General features: G+C 63.5%; 14 protein-coding genes. 3 read left to right on the forward strand and 11 right to left on the reverse strand.

Annotated features, from left to right (window positions below; genetic code table 11):
• Window positions 1–7: 7 nt before the first annotated feature.
• The 11 genes from EB233_RS26240 to ehuR all read right to left on the reverse strand — a co-directional run bounded on the left by EB233_RS26240 (window position 8) and on the right by ehuR (window position 11,164).
• Window positions 8–1,129, reverse strand: a complete 1,122-nt coding sequence (locus EB233_RS26240) for an acyltransferase family protein (protein WP_064987904.1) — start codon at window positions 1,127–1,129, stop codon at window positions 8–10.
• 233 nt (window positions 1,130–1,362) lie between these two features.
• On the reverse strand, window positions 1,363–2,367 hold the full coding sequence (doeB, locus tag EB233_RS26245) for a N(2)-acetyl-L-2,4-diaminobutanoate deacetylase DoeB (RefSeq protein WP_081293910.1): 1,005 nt from the start codon (window positions 2,365–2,367) through the stop codon (window positions 1,363–1,365).
• Between the two features lie 5 nt (window positions 2,368–2,372).
• Window positions 2,373–3,551 carry an ectoine hydrolase DoeA gene (doeA, locus tag EB233_RS26250; RefSeq protein ID WP_064987902.1) on the reverse strand — a complete coding sequence of 393 codons (1,179 nt, stop codon included), beginning with the start codon at window positions 3,549–3,551 and terminating at the stop codon, window positions 2,373–2,375.
• Window positions 3,552–3,641: 90 nt separating this feature from the next.
• The gene (locus EB233_RS26255; RefSeq protein ID WP_064987901.1) at window positions 3,642–4,634 is read right to left on the reverse strand and encodes a cyclodeaminase; all 993 of its coding nucleotides are present in this window, start codon (window positions 4,632–4,634) and stop codon (window positions 3,642–3,644) included.
• A complete protein-coding gene (eutB, locus tag EB233_RS26260) occupies window positions 4,631–5,617 on the reverse strand; it encodes a hydroxyectoine utilization dehydratase EutB (protein WP_064987900.1) in 987 nt (328 codons plus the stop codon). The genes EB233_RS26255 and eutB overlap by 4 nt, the downstream gene beginning before the upstream one ends.
• A gap of 5 nt (window positions 5,618–5,622) precedes the next feature.
• Window positions 5,623–6,402, reverse strand: a complete 780-nt coding sequence (eutA, locus tag EB233_RS26265) for an ectoine utilization protein EutA (RefSeq protein WP_064987899.1) — start codon at window positions 6,400–6,402, stop codon at window positions 5,623–5,625.
• A gap of 3 nt (window positions 6,403–6,405) precedes the next feature.
• Complete coding sequence (gene ehuD, locus EB233_RS26270) at window positions 6,406–7,065, reverse strand: ectoine/hydroxyectoine ABC transporter permease subunit EhuD (RefSeq protein WP_027055968.1); 660 nt, start codon at window positions 7,063–7,065, stop codon at window positions 6,406–6,408.
• 51 nt (window positions 7,066–7,116) lie between these two features.
• A complete protein-coding gene (gene ehuC, locus EB233_RS26275; protein ID WP_064987898.1) occupies window positions 7,117–7,776 on the reverse strand; it encodes an ectoine/hydroxyectoine ABC transporter permease subunit EhuC in 660 nt (219 codons plus the stop codon).
• 169 nt (window positions 7,777–7,945) lie between these two features.
• Window positions 7,946–8,797 (reverse strand): ectoine/hydroxyectoine ABC transporter substrate-binding protein EhuB, encoded by an 852-nt coding sequence (gene ehuB / locus EB233_RS26280; protein ID WP_064987897.1) that lies wholly within the window; start codon window positions 8,795–8,797, stop codon window positions 7,946–7,948.
• A 71-nt stretch (window positions 8,798–8,868) separates the two neighbouring features.
• Window positions 8,869–9,654, reverse strand: coding sequence for an ectoine/hydroxyectoine ABC transporter ATP-binding protein EhuA (ehuA, locus tag EB233_RS26285; RefSeq protein WP_064987896.1), 786 nt, complete (start codon window positions 9,652–9,654; stop codon window positions 8,869–8,871).
• A gap of 124 nt (window positions 9,655–9,778) precedes the next feature.
• Window positions 9,779–11,164, reverse strand: coding sequence for a MocR-like ectoine utilization transcription factor EhuR (gene ehuR / locus EB233_RS26290; RefSeq protein WP_027055972.1), 1,386 nt, complete (start codon window positions 11,162–11,164; stop codon window positions 9,779–9,781).
• A gap of 83 nt (window positions 11,165–11,247) precedes the next feature.
• Here ehuR and EB233_RS26295 point away from each other — a divergent pair, with 83 nt between their 5' ends.
• The 3 genes from EB233_RS26295 to EB233_RS26305 all read left to right on the forward strand — a co-directional run bounded on the left by EB233_RS26295 (window position 11,248) and on the right by EB233_RS26305 (window position 14,784).
• Window positions 11,248–11,745, forward strand: a complete 498-nt coding sequence (locus tag EB233_RS26295; protein ID WP_064988747.1) for an Lrp/AsnC family transcriptional regulator — start codon at window positions 11,248–11,250, stop codon at window positions 11,743–11,745.
• 130 nt (window positions 11,746–11,875) lie between these two features.
• Window positions 11,876–13,369 (forward strand): NAD-dependent succinate-semialdehyde dehydrogenase, encoded by a 1,494-nt coding sequence (locus EB233_RS26300; protein ID WP_064987895.1) that lies wholly within the window; start codon window positions 11,876–11,878, stop codon window positions 13,367–13,369.
• 35 nt (window positions 13,370–13,404) lie between these two features.
• Window positions 13,405–14,784: an aspartate aminotransferase family protein gene (locus EB233_RS26305; protein WP_064987894.1), complete on the forward strand. Its 1,380-nt coding sequence runs from the start codon at window positions 13,405–13,407 to the stop codon at window positions 14,782–14,784.
• The last annotated feature ends 7 nt before the right edge of the window (window positions 14,785–14,791 follow it).

A 14,791-nucleotide genomic window follows, 5' to 3' on the forward strand; every position in this document is an offset into this window, starting at 1 on the left:
ACGCCGCCTATGCGGCCGTGGCCGGCTGGTCCTTGAACAGGATCGGATCAGCAGCGGCCGGCTCCGCGTAGCGTATGCGCAGGCGCAGGAATGGCGCTTCGATACAGGTGTAGCTGAGATAGCCGATCGGGATCGTCGCCAGAAAGCACAGCAGGGACCAGAGGCAGGCAATGTAGAAATTGCTTATGCTCATGACGTTCGTGTTTATGAACTCCGCAAGCTGCATGACGAAGAACAGATGCAGAAGGTAGATCGAATAGCTGTAGGCTCCCGCCTTCTCCAGGATCTTGAACGGCAGGCCTTTTCGTTTCCTCGGGAAAGTGGTGTCGTAATAGGCGATCCCAAACGCATAGGCCGCCGCCTCTACGGTTGGCAGGATGATCCATATGCAATGCGACGAAGGATAGTGCCCAAGCTGGTAAAATCCTCCGGCGGCATCGAACCACCCGAAGAACATCGAAAATGCGACGAGAACGGCCAGCGCCAGCCAGTGCCGGCCTTTCGCATGGGCGCGGAGATGAAAGGCGAGAATGCCGGCCAGAAACTGATCGGCGTGGCCTATGATGGTCCAGGCAGCAGCCGACTGCACCTCGCCGAGATGCACATAGAGCACCGACCTCAGCAAGATCATTGCCGCGATGAACAGCAAGGGCGCAAACAGGAACCGCCTGCACGCCATCAGCAGGAACGGCAGCAGAACGTAGAAATGGGCTTCCACGGTCAACGACCAACCGCCGTTCGGAAGGGTGGGGAAGATCACGCCCTTGCCGACGTCGGTGAAATACTCGTCCAGGGGCTGGCCCGCCTCATATCTGCGGCAAGCCTCGATGGCTATCACGGCCAGCAGAAGCGGAAGCAGCCTCAGCGCCCGGTTGGCGAAGAAGGGCAGATAGCGGACCTGTTTTCCATCAAGGAGCTTGGCAAACAGATAACCGGAGAGCGCCATGAACAGCGAGACGCCGGTATTGCCTTCATCCAGAAGGCTGAAGATGGGCAAAGCCGGTACGAAGCCATACGGAACGGGACCATCGGGGGACTGATGGAGAAAATGCCACGTGAAGACCAGGAAGGCCGCCAGGCCACGAACATGGTCCAGCGCCGGATAATGTTCTCCAGTCGAAGACTTCATGATTCAGACCAAGTGCCCCGCGCCTTGCACGATCGTCGCCACCGCGGCCGACCCGCATAGGCAACGGCGGGCATTCCCGCCTCCCCGCAGCCACTCTGTCCGTTCCTCGTTAATTTTGGCTTCTATTTTCCGTGAAAATTCACTTCTGGCGCTTTCCAGCGCAAGGTCGACGTCGCGCCTGCCGCCCTCTGGCGCGTCCAGGTCGATATGCAGGCCGTGCGTTAAGGGGGCGCCTAACCCTCCGCCTCGACAGCAACCACCGCCGCACAGTCGCCGGCCTTGACCAGGCCGGGAAAATGCCGCGCTGCCAGCATGCCCGACATTTTTGCCCGGAGTTCCTGAGGGGCAATGCCGGTGCGACCAACGGAATGGATACGTGCCAGCACCGCGCCCTTCTCGATGGGATCACCGAGATCGATCATGGTTTCGATCATGCCGTCTTCCTCGGCGAAGGAGAAACAATCGCCCGACGGCATGTCCAGCCACTGCGTTCTGCCCGTCTCGATCGCACCATCGACGATGCCGGCATGGCGCAACACATTGAGGATACCGCGCCGTGCAATCCGTACGGTTTGCGCACGCGAGGTGCCTCCGCCGCCAAGCTCGGTGCTGACGAAGACCTTGCCCATCTCCTCGGCCGCCGTGTCGTACATGCCGACCGAGTCGATCTCGATCATGCGCATCGAAAACGGGGCCGAGAATGCCGCGACAGCGTCGAAGGCTTTCTGTTCCAGCGCCTTGTCGGGCAAAGTATGCGCCGCACAGAACGGCACGAAGTCCAGAGTCTTCCCGCCGGAATGGAAGTCGAAGACAATGTCGGCGCGGGGTAACAATTCGCGCTGGAAATAGTCGGCGATCTTTTCGGTCACCGTGCCGTCCGGCCGGCCGGGAAAGCTGCGGTTCATATTGCCTTTGTCGATCGGCGAGGTACGCGTACCGGCGCGGAAGGCCGGATAGTTCATCGCCGGCACGATGATCACCGAGCCGTTGACCTGCTTGGGGTCGAGCGTGCGGGCAAGATCGTAGAGCGCCAGCGGTCCTTCATATTCGTCGCCATGGTTGCCGCCGGAAAGCAGCGCCGTCGGGCCCGTGCCGTTGCGGATGACGCAGATCGGGATCATCACCGAGCCCCAGGCCGAATCGTCGCGGCTGTAGGGCAAGCGCAGGAAACCGTGCTGGACGCCGTCTTTGTCAAAATCGACGGTCGGCGCGATCGGTGACGGGCGGAGGCTGGACATCGGGCTCAATTCTTCACCACCAGTTTGCGCGGCACATTGGCGAGGCACTCTACACCTGTTTCGGTGATCAGGATCGACTCCGTAATCTCCAGCCCCATTGTTTCCAGCCACAGGCCGGTCATGAAATGGAAGGTCATTCCGGGCTTGAGTTCGGTGCGATCGCCGGGGCGAAGACTCATCGTGCGCTCGCCCCAGTCCGGCGGATAGGAAAGACCGATCGAATAGCCGGTCCGGTTGTCCTTGACGATGCCGTACTTCTTCAACACGGCGAAGAAGGCGTTGGCGATGTCCTCGCAGGCGTTGCCGGGCTTTGCAGCCGCAAGCCCCGCCTCCATACCTTCCAGTGTGGCCTTCTCGGCATCAAGGAATTCCTGTGTCGGCTTGCCAAGGAAGACGGTGCGCGACAGAGGACAGTGATAACGGTTATAGCAGCCGGCAATCTCGAAGAAGGTGCCCTCGCCTCGCTTCATCGGCTGGTCGTCCCAGGTCAGGTGTGGCGCCGAGGCATCCGCACCTGACGGCAGCAGCGGCACGATGGCCGGGTAGTCGCCGCCAATGTTGTCGACGCCGCGCGTGCCGGCATCGTAGATTTCGGCGACGAGATCGCATTTGCGCATGCCGACTTCTATCTTGTCGACGATGCGCTGGTGCATGGCTTCGACGATGCGGGCGGCCTTGCGCATATAGTCGATCTCCGTCGGGCTCTTCACCGCCCGCTGCCAGTTGACCAGCGCTGTTGCATCGACAAAACGGGCATTGGGCAGATGCTTTTGCAGCGAGGCGAAGGCGGCGGCGGAGAACCAGTAATTGTCCATCTCGACGCCGATGGTGAGTTTGCCCCAGCCGCGATCGGTCAACACGCTGGACAGGAAATCCATCGGATGACGCTCGGTCGACTGCACGTAATGGTCGGCATAGCCGACGATATTGTCCTGCGCGAGATAGGCGGTGCGCTTGGCGCCGTTGGCATCCTGGCCACGCCCGTACCAGACGGGCTCGCCCTCGGGCGGCACGATGACCGCCTGGTGCACATAGAAGGACCAGCCGTCATAGCCGGTCAGCCAGGCCATATTGGAGGGGTCGCTGACGATCAATAGATCGACGCCCTTCGCCGCCATGGCGAGCCGCGTCTTGGCGAGGCGGTCCGCAAATTCGCCGCGCGAAAATTTCAGATTTGGTTGCATTGTTCTTGGTCCTCGTTTGTTGGGCTTGAGCAAGATCCTTTTCGGAAAGCCGGTTTCCCACTTTTCCGGATCATGCTCGTGCGGCCAGCATCAGCTTTCAAAAATGGTTCCGGCATTGGTTGCCCGCGCGCGATCGCGGGCGAGCGTGGCGATCGCGGTATCCTGCACGCCAGTGCCGGTCAGGTCGGCGATGGTGATGTCGCTGGCCGAGCGTCTTGCGTGTTTCTCGCCGGCGACGATCTGGCCGAGTTCGGTGATCTCGCCGTCGGCTACCATCACGCCAGCGGCGATCGCATGATGGAGTTCTCCCAGCCGCCGCGTCTGGCGGGCACTGTCGGCGACATAGAGATCGGCCATGCGCAGGATGGCAGGGGCAATCTCGTTCTTGTGCTCGGCGTCCGAGCCCATGGCGGTGATGTGCTGGCCGGCGGCGACGAAGCCGGCCTTGATCAGGGGCTCGGTCGAGGGCGTCGTGGTGACGATGATGTCGGCGCCGGCAACCGCCTTCGCCGCGTCTGATACAGCGCGCACGACAATGCCCAGTCTTTCGCGCAAGCGGGCAGCGGTGGCTTCGGCCTTGGCTGCGTCGCGTGCCCAGATGCGCGCTTCCTCGATCGGCCTGACAAGGCGCAGTGCTTCCAATTGCAGACCTGCCTGCAAACCGGCACCGCAGATCGCTGCAACAGTGGAGTCTTCGCGAGACAGATGCTTCGCGGCGACCGCGCCAGCCGCGGCGGTGCGGACATCGGTCAGGTAGCCATTGTCGAGCAGCAGCGCCTCGACCACCCCGGTCTTTGCCGAAAGCAGCACCATCATGCCGCCACCGCTCGGCAGGCCGAGCTTTGGATTGTCGAAGAAGCCGGAGCTGATCTTGACGGCGAAACCGTCGATACCGGGTACGTAAGCAGACTTGACGTCGACCTCGCCGTGATGTTCGGGGATGTCGAGGCGCAGGATCGGCGGCATCGCAACTGGCAAAGTGGCAAGTGCGCGAAAAGCGTTCTCGACGCAGGCGACGGCGTCGAGATCGAGCGTCACGATCTCACGTAATTCTCTCTCGGTCAGTACCGTCATGCGGCTCATGCGGCGCGCTCCCCGATTGCCGCACCGCAGACGATCCTGCGATGTGCGTTCATGTCGATGTTGCGGCCAGAGAGAAGAACAACCACCGGTCCGTTTGCCCTGATCTTGCCGGCGAGCAGCGCGGCGATGCCGACCGCGCCGGCGCCCTCGACGATCTCGCGCTCCTGCGCATAGGCATGGCAGACGCCGGCGGCGATTTCGTCCTCGCTGAGCAGGATGACATCGTCGAGCAGGTCGCGGCACATGGCGAAGGTCAGCCGGTTATCGAGGCCGATGCCGCCGCCGAGCGAATCCGCCAGCGTCGGCAATTCTTCAACCGGCACCGGATGGCCAGCGTCGAGGCTCGCTTTCATCGCGGCACCGCGCGACATCGAGACGCCGATGACCTTTGTTTCGGGGCTGACGCCCTTGACGGCTGCGGCAATGCCGGAGGCCAGGCCGCCGCCGGAAAGCTGTACCAGCACGAGACCAGCATCCGGTACCTGCTCGATCATCTCCAGCCCGAGCGTGCCTTGCCCTGCGATGATGGCGGGATGGTCGAAGGGCGGCAGCATCACCAGTCCCTCCTCCGCCACCAGCCGCTCAACCTCCTGCTGGGCGTCGTCCTGGCTGTTGCCGACAATGCGGACTTCCGCGCCGAGCCGGCGGATCTCGTCCAGCTTGTTCTGGGGCACTAGGCGCGACATGCAGATCACCGCGCGCATGCCTTCGAGCTTGGCCGCATGAGCCAGCGCGCGGCCATGATTGCCGGTCGAGGCAGCGACCACGCCGCGTGTCTTCTCCCGCGCGCTCAGCGAAGCGACGGCATTCGAGGCGCCGCGCAGCTTGAAGCTGCCCGTGGTCTGGCGGTGTTCGAGCTTGAGATGAACTGGCACGCCAAAGCGTTCCGAAAGGCTTTGGGACAGGACGGTTGGCGTGCGCTCGACCTTGCCGGCGATACGTTCGCGCGCAGACCGGATGTCGTCAGGGGTCACTGTCGCCATGGTCGTCAGTCGCGCGGCAAAGGCAGCGTCATCAGACGGCCGAATTCGGGATGGGCTGTCTCATCGCCACACAGGCGCAGGCAATTCCAGGCGCTGGCCTGGTTGCTGGTCACTACCGGGCGGCCGATCGCCCGTTCCATGCCGGTAACGGCAAGCGCGCCGCGCAGCGCCGTGCAGGAGACGAAGAGCGCGTCGGCTTGGGGATGCGTCGCCTGGCGTGCAAGGTCGACAAGGGCTGCCGGCGGAATGCGCGCCATCTCGCGATCGTCCTCAAAGCCGAGACAGGTGAAGCTGGCGATCTCGAAACCACGCTCGGCGAAATAGGTCGCCATCGGCCTGGAGGTCTCGACCGTGTAGGGCGTGAGGACGCTGATCCTGCGCACGCCAAAGGCGTTCAGCCCGCGCACGCCGGCCGCTGGCGGCGTGACGACTGGCACGCCGGGCTTGGCAGCCTGGATCGCCGCCTCGATCGCGGCATCGCCGATCACCACCGAGGCCGAAGTGCAGGAATAGCAGATCGCGTCGAGCGTCTCGTCGGGCAGGATCAAGGCCGCGCCCGCCGTCAGCGCCGGCTGCATCTTGCGCAGGTTTTCCGGCGTCGTCGGATTGGCATAGGGAATGCGCGCGACATAAACGCCGATGCGCTCGTTCGCCACCATGCGGCGAAAATCCGGCTCGCTGGTGTGGTCCGTGGCCAGGATGATCAGGCCGATGCGCCTGTCGAGCGGACGATCATCGAGTGATGGCCGTTTCGGATGGACTGTGATTTCGGGCAAGGGTTTCATCGGTTACCTCTCGATCTTGCCGTAACGACGCTCGAGCCAGCGCAGCAGCACGACCGAACAAAGACTGATGGCGAGGAAGAAGGCGCCGACCAGCGTGATCGGCTCCAGGTAGCGATAGTAGGTGTTGGCGACGCTTTTCGCCTGGTTCATCAGCTCCAGCACGGTGATCGCCGAAAGCAAAGGCGTCTCCTTGAACATGGCGATGAAGTAATTGGCCAGCGCCGGGATCATTGGCGGGATGGCCTGCGGGATGATGATGTGCGTCCAGGTCTGCCGGGCGCTGAGATTGCACGCCTTGGCGGCCTCCCACTGGCCGCGCGGCACATTCTCGATGCCGGCGCGGTAGACCTCCGCCGTATAGGTGCCGTAGTGCAGCCCGAGCCCGATGACGCCGGCGACGAGCGGCGGCAGCAGGATGCCTATGTCGGGCAGCACGTAGAAGATGAAATAGAGCTGAACCAGCAGCGGCGTGCCACGGATGAATTCGGCTGCCCAGCCGACGGTGCGCGACAGCGCCTTGTTGGGTGAGCGGCGCGCCAGCGCGATGCCGAGGCCGACGATCGCCGCCAGCACCGAGCCGAGCAGCGTCGCCAGGATGGTGATCTTCACCCCCTGGATCAGCGTCGGCATGATCTGCCATACGAAATTCCAGTCCCAATCCATCAGAAAACCTTGGCCATCAGCGAACCAAATTTATCAGCAGGTCATCGGCCATTAGACGCGCACCCCATCGAGGCCGCGCGCCATGCGGCGTTCCAGCGAGCGCACGCCCCACGAAATGAGCAGTGCCAGGATGAAATAGATGACCAGGATGGTGGCGAACGGCACCATGGTGTTGCCGGTCTGGGCACGCACCACCTGCGCCTGGAAGGTCAGGTCGGCAAGCGAGATCAGCGAGACGACCGATGTTGCCTTGAGCAACTCGATGGCGTTGTTGCCGAAGGTCGGTAACATCACCAGAAACGCCTGCGGCAGGATGACGTGGCGCAGGCCCTGCCAGCGACCGAGATTGAGCGCGATGCAGGCCTCATGCTGCTCGCGGCCGATCGACTGCACGGCGCCGCGCACCACTTCGGCGGCATAGGCGCCGACATTCAGGCCGAGCGCCAGCACGCCGGCCTGCAGCGGGGTCAGCTCCAGGCCAATCAGCGGCAGCACGAAATAGGCGAAGAACAGCTGCACGAAAATCGAGGTGCCGCGGAAGAATTCGATATAAGCGGTGGCCAATGCGCGCAGCAGAAAGAAGCGCGACAGCCGCCCCAGGCCGGCCAGAAAGGCCATGATCAGCGCAAGCACCGACCCCATCAGCGTCAGCTCGATGGTGACAATCGCGCCCTGCACTATCAGGCCGAAATAGCCGGACCACTGGGTCATCTAGGTTCCAACGTTGGTGGTTTGGGTTCCTTCTTCCCGTACAACGGGGAGAAGATGCCGGCAGGCAGATGAGGGGCGGCGCTAGCATGGCAGAACTCGGCGCCGCCCCTCATCCGTCACTTCGTGACACCTTCTCCCCGTTCACGGGGAGAAGGAAAAAGAGAGCGCCTTACTTCGCCGCGCAGAGCTTGTCGCGGGTCGTCGACATCGCCGCGGCGGCCGAGAAGCCATAGGGCTCGATGATCTTGGCGAATTCGCCTGATTTCTTCATCTTGGCGAGCTCGACGTCGAAGGCGTCGCGCAAGGCTTCGTCGCCCTTCTTGAAGGCGGCGCCGTCGCAATAGACCGGCGCGCCCTGCACCGGAGCGATGACTTCGAGGTTCGGATCGTTGGCCTTCTTCATCAGGTCGTTGATCGACAGGACCGGGAGCGAATAGGCGTCGATGCGGCCATCCTGCACCATCTTCAGGCCGCTCTGGCCGTCCGGCACGACGATGACGCGTTCGCGCGGCACGCCAGCATTGAGCGCCAGCTTCTCTTCGGTGCCACCGCCAGGCGCGCCGATCGTGGCCGACGTATCCTTGGCGACGTCCTCGTAGCTCTTGAAGCCTTTCGGATTGCCCTTCTTCACCAGCATCGCCTCGGCGTCGCACAGAACCGGTTCGGAATAGGCGACCGCCGCGCAGCGCTCCGGCTTCATGAACAGGCCGGCGGTGACGACATCGAAGCGGCCGGCCTGCAGACCGGGGATCATCGCGCCATATTCGGAGATCGAAGCGACGATATCGGCGACGCCGAGCCGCTTGAAGATCTCGCGGGCCACGTCGGGTGCCGCACCTGAAACCTTGCCGTCGGCGGCGACCGCCGTGTAGGGCGGCTCATTGGCGATGGCGACACGGGCGAAGCCCTGCGACTTCAACTGCTCGAGCTTGCTGTCATCAGCCGAACCCGGGATCGATGCGGCCAGCACCGCCGTCAGCGCGAGGCCGGCGACGCCGGCCAGAATGCCAAGTTTCTTCATTGTTCCCAACTCCTTTGTTTCTTGTCTTGGTTTTGTTGAAGGATGGCTTCCCGCCACCCTTTCCATGACGGTCAGACGCGATGTCCGGCCGCGATGATCTTCTTCAGGAAGCCTTGTGTGCGCTCCTGCTTGGGATGGCGGAAAATCTCGTCGGGCTTGCCCTCCTCGACGATCCTGCCGCGATCGAAGAACAGCACCCGGTCGGCGAAGTCGTGGGCGAAGCCCATCTCGTGGGTGACCAGCAGCATGGTCATGTCGGTCTCGGCGCAGAGCCGCCACAAGACGTTGAGCACCTCCTCGACCAGTTCCGGATCGAGCGCCGACGTCACCTCGTCAAACAGCATGATCTTGGGCTGCAGAGCGAGTGCCCTGGCGATCGCCACGCGCTGCTTCTGGCCGCCGGATAGTTGCGCCGGCATCGCCTTGGCCTTGTCGGCCATGCCGACCATGTCGAGCAATTCCATCGCCCGTTTCTCGGCGGCGGAGCGCGGCGTGCCCTTGGTCAGCATCGGCGCCAGCGTCACATTGTCGATGACGCTCTTGTGCGGAAACAGGTTGAACAACTGGAACACCATGCCGATCTTCTGGCGCATCCGCGCCAGATGGCGCTCGTCGGCCGGCAGCAGCTGGCCGTTGCGTTCCATGTGGTAGAGCTGCTCGCCCTCGATCTGGATATGACCGCCGTCGATGCGCTCCAGCGTCATCAGGATGCGCAGGATCGTCGTCTTGCCCGACCCGGAGGGCCCGATCAGCGCCAGCTTCTCGCGCGGCATGACCTGCATCGACAGACCGTCCAGCACCTTGAAGGCACCGAAGCTCTTCGAAATGGCATCGACCTTGATGATGGGTGTGGACAAATGAATTTCCCCTGCAGGAGAAGCTTGTGCCCTTAACGATGCGGAACGAGTCAAATCATGTCAATTGGGAAAATAATATCATGACAATATTTCCCATTCCGCACAATTCGGGAGCAATACCGGCCTAAATGGCGAGCAGCAGGTGCTCCGGATCGCCAAGCAACAGCTTGGTGACAACGCCGAGGCCGGCGCGCAGTTCCCCTTCGGTGGTCGAGCCCAACGAGATGCGCACCGCCGGATGCCATGGCGCATCGGAAATCCGGAAGGATGTGCCCGGCGCGATCGCCACGCCCTGCAGCCGCGCCTGGGCGACAAAGCTTTCCTCGGCACGGTCGTCGGGCAGTTGCAGCCAGATGTGCAGCCCGTCGCGCCGGGCGCGATAGTCGATCCCGGCAAGCACCTCGGCGGCGATGTCCTGCCGCCGCCGCAGGGCGGCGCGCTGCCAGCGCACGAGTTCCATCGCGGTGCCGTCGGTTACCCATTTGGTGGCGATCTCGGCCACCAGCGGCGTTGCCATCCAGTTGGAGACGAGGTGCCGGTTGGCGACGGCGGCGACATAACGGTCGGGCGCGGCGAGATAGCCGATGCGCAGGCCGGGCACGGTGATCTTGGTGAAAGAGGTGACGTAAAGCGTCCGCTCCGGGGCAAAGGCGGCGACCGGCGGCGGCCGATCCTCGACCAATGGCCCCAGCACGTCGTTCTCGATGATGGCGATGTCGTGCTTGCGCGCGACCGCGGCGATTTCCTCGCGCCGCCGCGCATCCATCAGCGTTGCCGTGGGGTTGATCACCGAAGGCTGAACGAACACGGCGCGAATGTCGGACAGCTTGCAAGCCTCGTCCAGCGCCTCCGGGATCAGGCCATTGCCGTCGATCGGCAGGCCTTCGAGGTTGAAGCCGAGATAACGCGCCAGCGGCACGAGCGTGTGGTGGCCGATCGCCTCGGTGGCAACGGTCGATCCCGGCGGCGCCACGCTCATCAGCGCCACCGTCATGCCGGCGGTGGCGCCGTTGGTCAGGCTGATGTTTTGCGCGGAGGCATCGAGCCCGCACAGTCTCAGCCACTCGACGGCGACGGCGCGGTGGCGTGGAAACACCATGTTCGGCCGGAACGACAGCGCCGAACTCGACGGCAGGTTTTCGGCGAGCCAGCCCAGCGCTTGCTTCAGCCGCTCCAGGTGCATCGGCTCGCACACCGGTTTCAGGATGGAGAGATCGATGACCTCGCCGAGACGTTCCGGCAGATAGGGCGGTTCCGGCTCGCGACGCTGCGTCTGCACGAAGCTGCCACGGCCGATCTCTCCCGAGATCAGCCCGCGCCGGATCAGTTCCTCATAGGCGCGGCTGACCGTCTGCACCGACAGCTTGAGATCGTCGGCGAGTCGGCGATGCGTCGGCAGCCGCGCGCCATTGGCCAGGCGCCCGTCATGAATGGCGCGCGCGAACTGGTCGGCCAGCGACTGATAGGCTGGCCGCCGGATGAGCGCGGGATCGGGTTGCCACAATGTCATGACTTATTAGAGATCGAAATCAGTGCAATTGACAATCGAAATAATGCGCCATCATGGTATTCTGGACGAAAAAGTGGGCGCTGATGACTGCTGCGAAACTCGACGCGATCGACCTCAAAATCCTCGATGCCATCCAGCGCGACGGGCGCATCACCAAGCTGGCGCTGGCCGAGCAGGTGGGGCTGTCGCCGACGCCATGCTGGATGCGGCTGCGCAAGCTGGAAAGGGCCGGCATCGTTTCGGGCTATCACGCCAAGATCGCCATGCGCGTCGTGGCGCCGGTCGCCACCGTGCTGATGGAGGTGACGCTCGCCAGCCACCGGCAGGCCGATTTCGACCGCTTCGAGCGCGCCATCCGCGATATCAACGAGATCGTCGCCTGCTGGTCGGTGGGCGGCGGCGTCGACTACGTGCTGAAGGTGATGGCGCGCGACATCGACGCCTATCAGCGGCTGGTCGACAGCTTGCTGGAGCGCGAAATCGGCATCGACCGCTACTTCACCTACATCGTGATCAAGACGGTGAAGGATGACATCGCCCTGCCCATCGCCGACCTGTTGCTGTTGCCGGCGCCGACGTAGCGCCGGAGAGATCGTCTGCCTTGCTGGCTCAATAGAGAGACTCTCTCTACCAGCGTGGGCCCAAACAGCCTCTCTGTCCGCCCGCGATGGATAGTCTCCCGGTATCAGACCGCACCGGGAGGCTTCGATCATGTCCGCGCATTTCGCCCGCTCGCATCGCCATGAAGCGCTCGACCGTCTCGTCGACCGCCGGCTGCTGCGCGAACTCGCCTATGTCGACGGCCACTGGACGGCGAGCGAGGCCGCCGAAAGTTTCGAGGTTTCCGATCCGGCGACCGGCACCACGGTCGCCTTCGTCGCCGCGCTGGACGACCGCCAGACGACAAAGGCAATCGATGCCGCGTCGCGCGCCTTTCCGGCCTGGCGTTCCCTGCTGCCGCAGGCGCGGGCAAAAATCCTGCGAAAATGGTTCGAACTGATCATCGAGGCCAAGGACGACCTGGCGCTGCTGATGACGCTGGAACAAGGCAAGCCGCTGCAGGAGTCGCTGGGCGAGATCGACTATGCCGCTTCCTTCGTCGAGTGGTACGCGGAGGAAGCAAAACGCCTGAATGCGGAGAGCGTCACCAGCCATCTGCCGAACGCGGAAATGATGGTGCGGCGCGAGCCGCTCGGCGTCGTCGGTGTCGTCACGCCGTGGAATTTTCCGTCGGCGATGCTGACGCGCAAGGCGGCCGCGGCCCTTGCCGCCGGCTGCACCATCGTCGCGCATCCTTCCTCGGAAACACCGCTGTCGGCGCTGGCGCTGGCCGAACTCGGCGAGCGCGCCGGCCTACCGGCTGGGGTCTTCAACATCGTCACCGGCAAGGCCGCGACGATCGTCGGGCGGTTGTGCGAAGACCCGCGCGTGCGCGCCATGAGTTTCACAGGCTCGACCGAAATCGGCCGGCTGATCGCTGCACAGAGTGCGCCGACGATGAAGCGGCTGGTGATGGAGCTCGGCGGCCACGCGCCGCTGATCGTCTTTGCCGACGCCGATCTCGACAAGGCCGTGAGCATTGCCATCGACGCCAAATTCGCCACATCGGGCCAGGACTGCCTCGCCGCTAACCGCATCTATGTCCAGCGCCCGATCTACGAGCGCTTCTGCGCGGCCTTCGCCAGACGCATCGAGGCGCTGCGGATCGGCAATGGGCTCGCCGACAGGGTTGATATAGGACCGCTGATGCATGAGCGCGCTGTCACCAAGGTAGAGGAGCAGGTCGCCGATGCGCTTGCCCATGGGGCTCGCTGCCTCACCGGCGGCAAGCGGCATCAGGCCGGGCCGCTGTTCTACCAGCCGACGCTGTTGGCCGACGTCGCCAACGAAGCGCTGATCATGCGCGAAGAGACGTTTGGCCCGGTCGCCGCTGTGTCGCCGTTCGACAGCGAGGACGAGGTGATCAGCCGCGCCAATGCCACCGAATATGGCCTGGTCGCCTATGTCGTGACCGAGAACGGCGCCCGCCAGTTGCGCATGGGCCGCGCGCTCGACTACGGCATGGTCGCCATCAACCGCGTCAAGATCACCGGCGCGCCGATCCCCTTCGGTGGCGTCAAGCAATCCGGCATCGGCCGCGAGGGCTCACGCCACGGCCTCGAAGCTTTTACAGACCTCAAATACCTCTGCCTCGATGTAGCATAAGCTACGCAGGCCCATTCTCGTCAGGAGTCAAAAAGATGCTCGATCAGTCCAACGAACTCTCCGCCTGGGATCGCGACCATTTCTTCCATCCCTCGACCCATATGGGCACGCATGCCCGGGGGGAAAGCCCGACACGCATCATGGCAGGCGGCGAAGGCGTCACCGTCTGGGACAACAATGGCAGGAAGAGCATCGATGCCTTCGCCGGCCTCTATTGCGTCAATGTCGGCTATGGCCGCCAGAAGATCGCGGATGCCATTGCAGAGCAGGCGAAGAACCTCGCCTATTACCACGCCTATGTCGGCCACGGCACCGAGGCCTCGATCACTTTGGCCAAGATGATCATCGATCGCGCGCCCAAGGGCATGTCGAGAGTCTATTTTGGCCTCTCCGGTTCGGACGCCAACGAAACCAACATCAAGCTGATCTGGTACTACAACAACGTGCTCGGCCGGCCGGAGAAGAAGAAGATCATCTCGCGCTGGCGCGGTTATCACGGTTCGGGCGTGATGACCGGGTCGCTGACCGGGCTGGAGCTGTTCCACAACGCCTTCGACCTGCCGCGCGCGCCGGTGCTGCACACCGAGGCGCCCTATTATTTCCGCCGCGCCGACCGCTCGATGAGCGAGGAGCAGTTCTCGCAGCATTGCGCCGACAAGCTCGAAGAGATGATCCTGGCCGAAGGGCCGGAAACGGTCGCCGCCTTCATTGGTGAGCCGATCCTCGGCACCGGCGGCATCGTGCCGCCGCCGGCCGGCTACTGGGAAAAGATCCAGGCCGTGCTGAAGAAGTATGACGTGCTTTTGGTCGCCGATGAGGTGGTGACAGGTTTCGGTCGGCTGGGCACCATGTTCGGCTCCGACCATTACGGCATCAAGCCTGACCTCATCACCATCGCCAAGGGCCTGACCTCGGCCTATGCGCCGCTGTCGGGCGTCATCGTCGCCGACAAGATGTGGCAGGTGCTGGTGCAGGGCTCCGACAAGCTCGGCTCGCTCGGCCATGGCTGGACCTATTCGGCGCATCCGATCTGCGTTGCCGCGGGTGTCGCCAATCTCGAACTGATCGACGAGATGGATCTGGTAAAGAATGCCGGCGAGACCGGCGCCTATTTCCGCGCCGAACTGGCCGAGGCCGTAGGTGGCCACAAACACGTCGGCGACGTGCGTGGCGACGGCATGCTGGCGGCGGTCGAGTTCGTCGCGGATCGGGATGACCGGGTGTTCTTCGACGCTTCGCAGAAGATCGGCCCGCAAGTGGCGACGGCGCTTGCGGCAAGCGGCGTCATCGGCCGCGCCATGCCACAAGGCGACATTCTCGGCTTCGCGCCGCCGCTCTGCCTAACCCGAGAGGAAGCCGATATCGTCGTTTCGAAGACGGCGGATGCGGTGAAAAGCGTGTTTGCCAATCTCTGAGATCGAT

The organism is Mesorhizobium erdmanii (genome assembly GCF_013170725.1).
In the GTDB taxonomy this organism is placed as follows: domain Bacteria; phylum Pseudomonadota; class Alphaproteobacteria; order Rhizobiales; family Rhizobiaceae; genus Mesorhizobium; species Mesorhizobium erdmanii.

What these genes read in the sequence shown, in the direction of transcription:
- EB233_RS26240 (WP_064987904.1), bottom strand. Translation starts at nt 1,129, where the DNA reads ATGAAGTCTTCGACTGGAGAACATTATCCGGCGCTGGACCATGTTCGT.
- doeB (WP_081293910.1), bottom strand. Translation starts at nt 2,367, where the DNA reads ATGTCCAGCCTCCGCCCGTCACCGATCGCGCCGACCGTCGATTTTGAC.
- doeA (WP_064987902.1), bottom strand. Translation starts at nt 3,551, where the DNA reads ATGCAACCAAATCTGAAATTTTCGCGCGGCGAATTTGCGGACCGCCTC.
- EB233_RS26255 (WP_064987901.1), bottom strand. Translation starts at nt 4,634, where the DNA reads ATGAGCCGCATGACGGTACTGACCGAGAGAGAATTACGTGAGATCGTG.
- eutB (WP_064987900.1), bottom strand. Translation starts at nt 5,617, where the DNA reads ATGGCGACAGTGACCCCTGACGACATCCGGTCTGCGCGCGAACGTATC.
- eutA (WP_064987899.1), bottom strand. Translation starts at nt 6,402, where the DNA reads ATGAAACCCTTGCCCGAAATCACAGTCCATCCGAAACGGCCATCACTC.
- ehuD (WP_027055968.1), bottom strand. Translation starts at nt 7,065, where the DNA reads ATGGATTGGGACTGGAATTTCGTATGGCAGATCATGCCGACGCTGATC.
- ehuC (WP_064987898.1), bottom strand. Translation starts at nt 7,776, where the DNA reads ATGACCCAGTGGTCCGGCTATTTCGGCCTGATAGTGCAGGGCGCGATT.
- ehuB (WP_064987897.1), bottom strand. Translation starts at nt 8,797, where the DNA reads ATGAAGAAACTTGGCATTCTGGCCGGCGTCGCCGGCCTCGCGCTGACG.
- ehuR (WP_027055972.1), bottom strand. Translation starts at nt 11,164, where the DNA reads ATGACATTGTGGCAACCCGATCCCGCGCTCATCCGGCGGCCAGCCTAT.
- EB233_RS26295 (WP_064988747.1), top strand. Translation starts at nt 11,248, where the DNA reads ATGACTGCTGCGAAACTCGACGCGATCGACCTCAAAATCCTCGATGCC.
- EB233_RS26300 (WP_064987895.1), top strand. Translation starts at nt 11,876, where the DNA reads ATGTCCGCGCATTTCGCCCGCTCGCATCGCCATGAAGCGCTCGACCGT.
- EB233_RS26305 (WP_064987894.1), top strand. Translation starts at nt 13,405, where the DNA reads ATGCTCGATCAGTCCAACGAACTCTCCGCCTGGGATCGCGACCATTTC.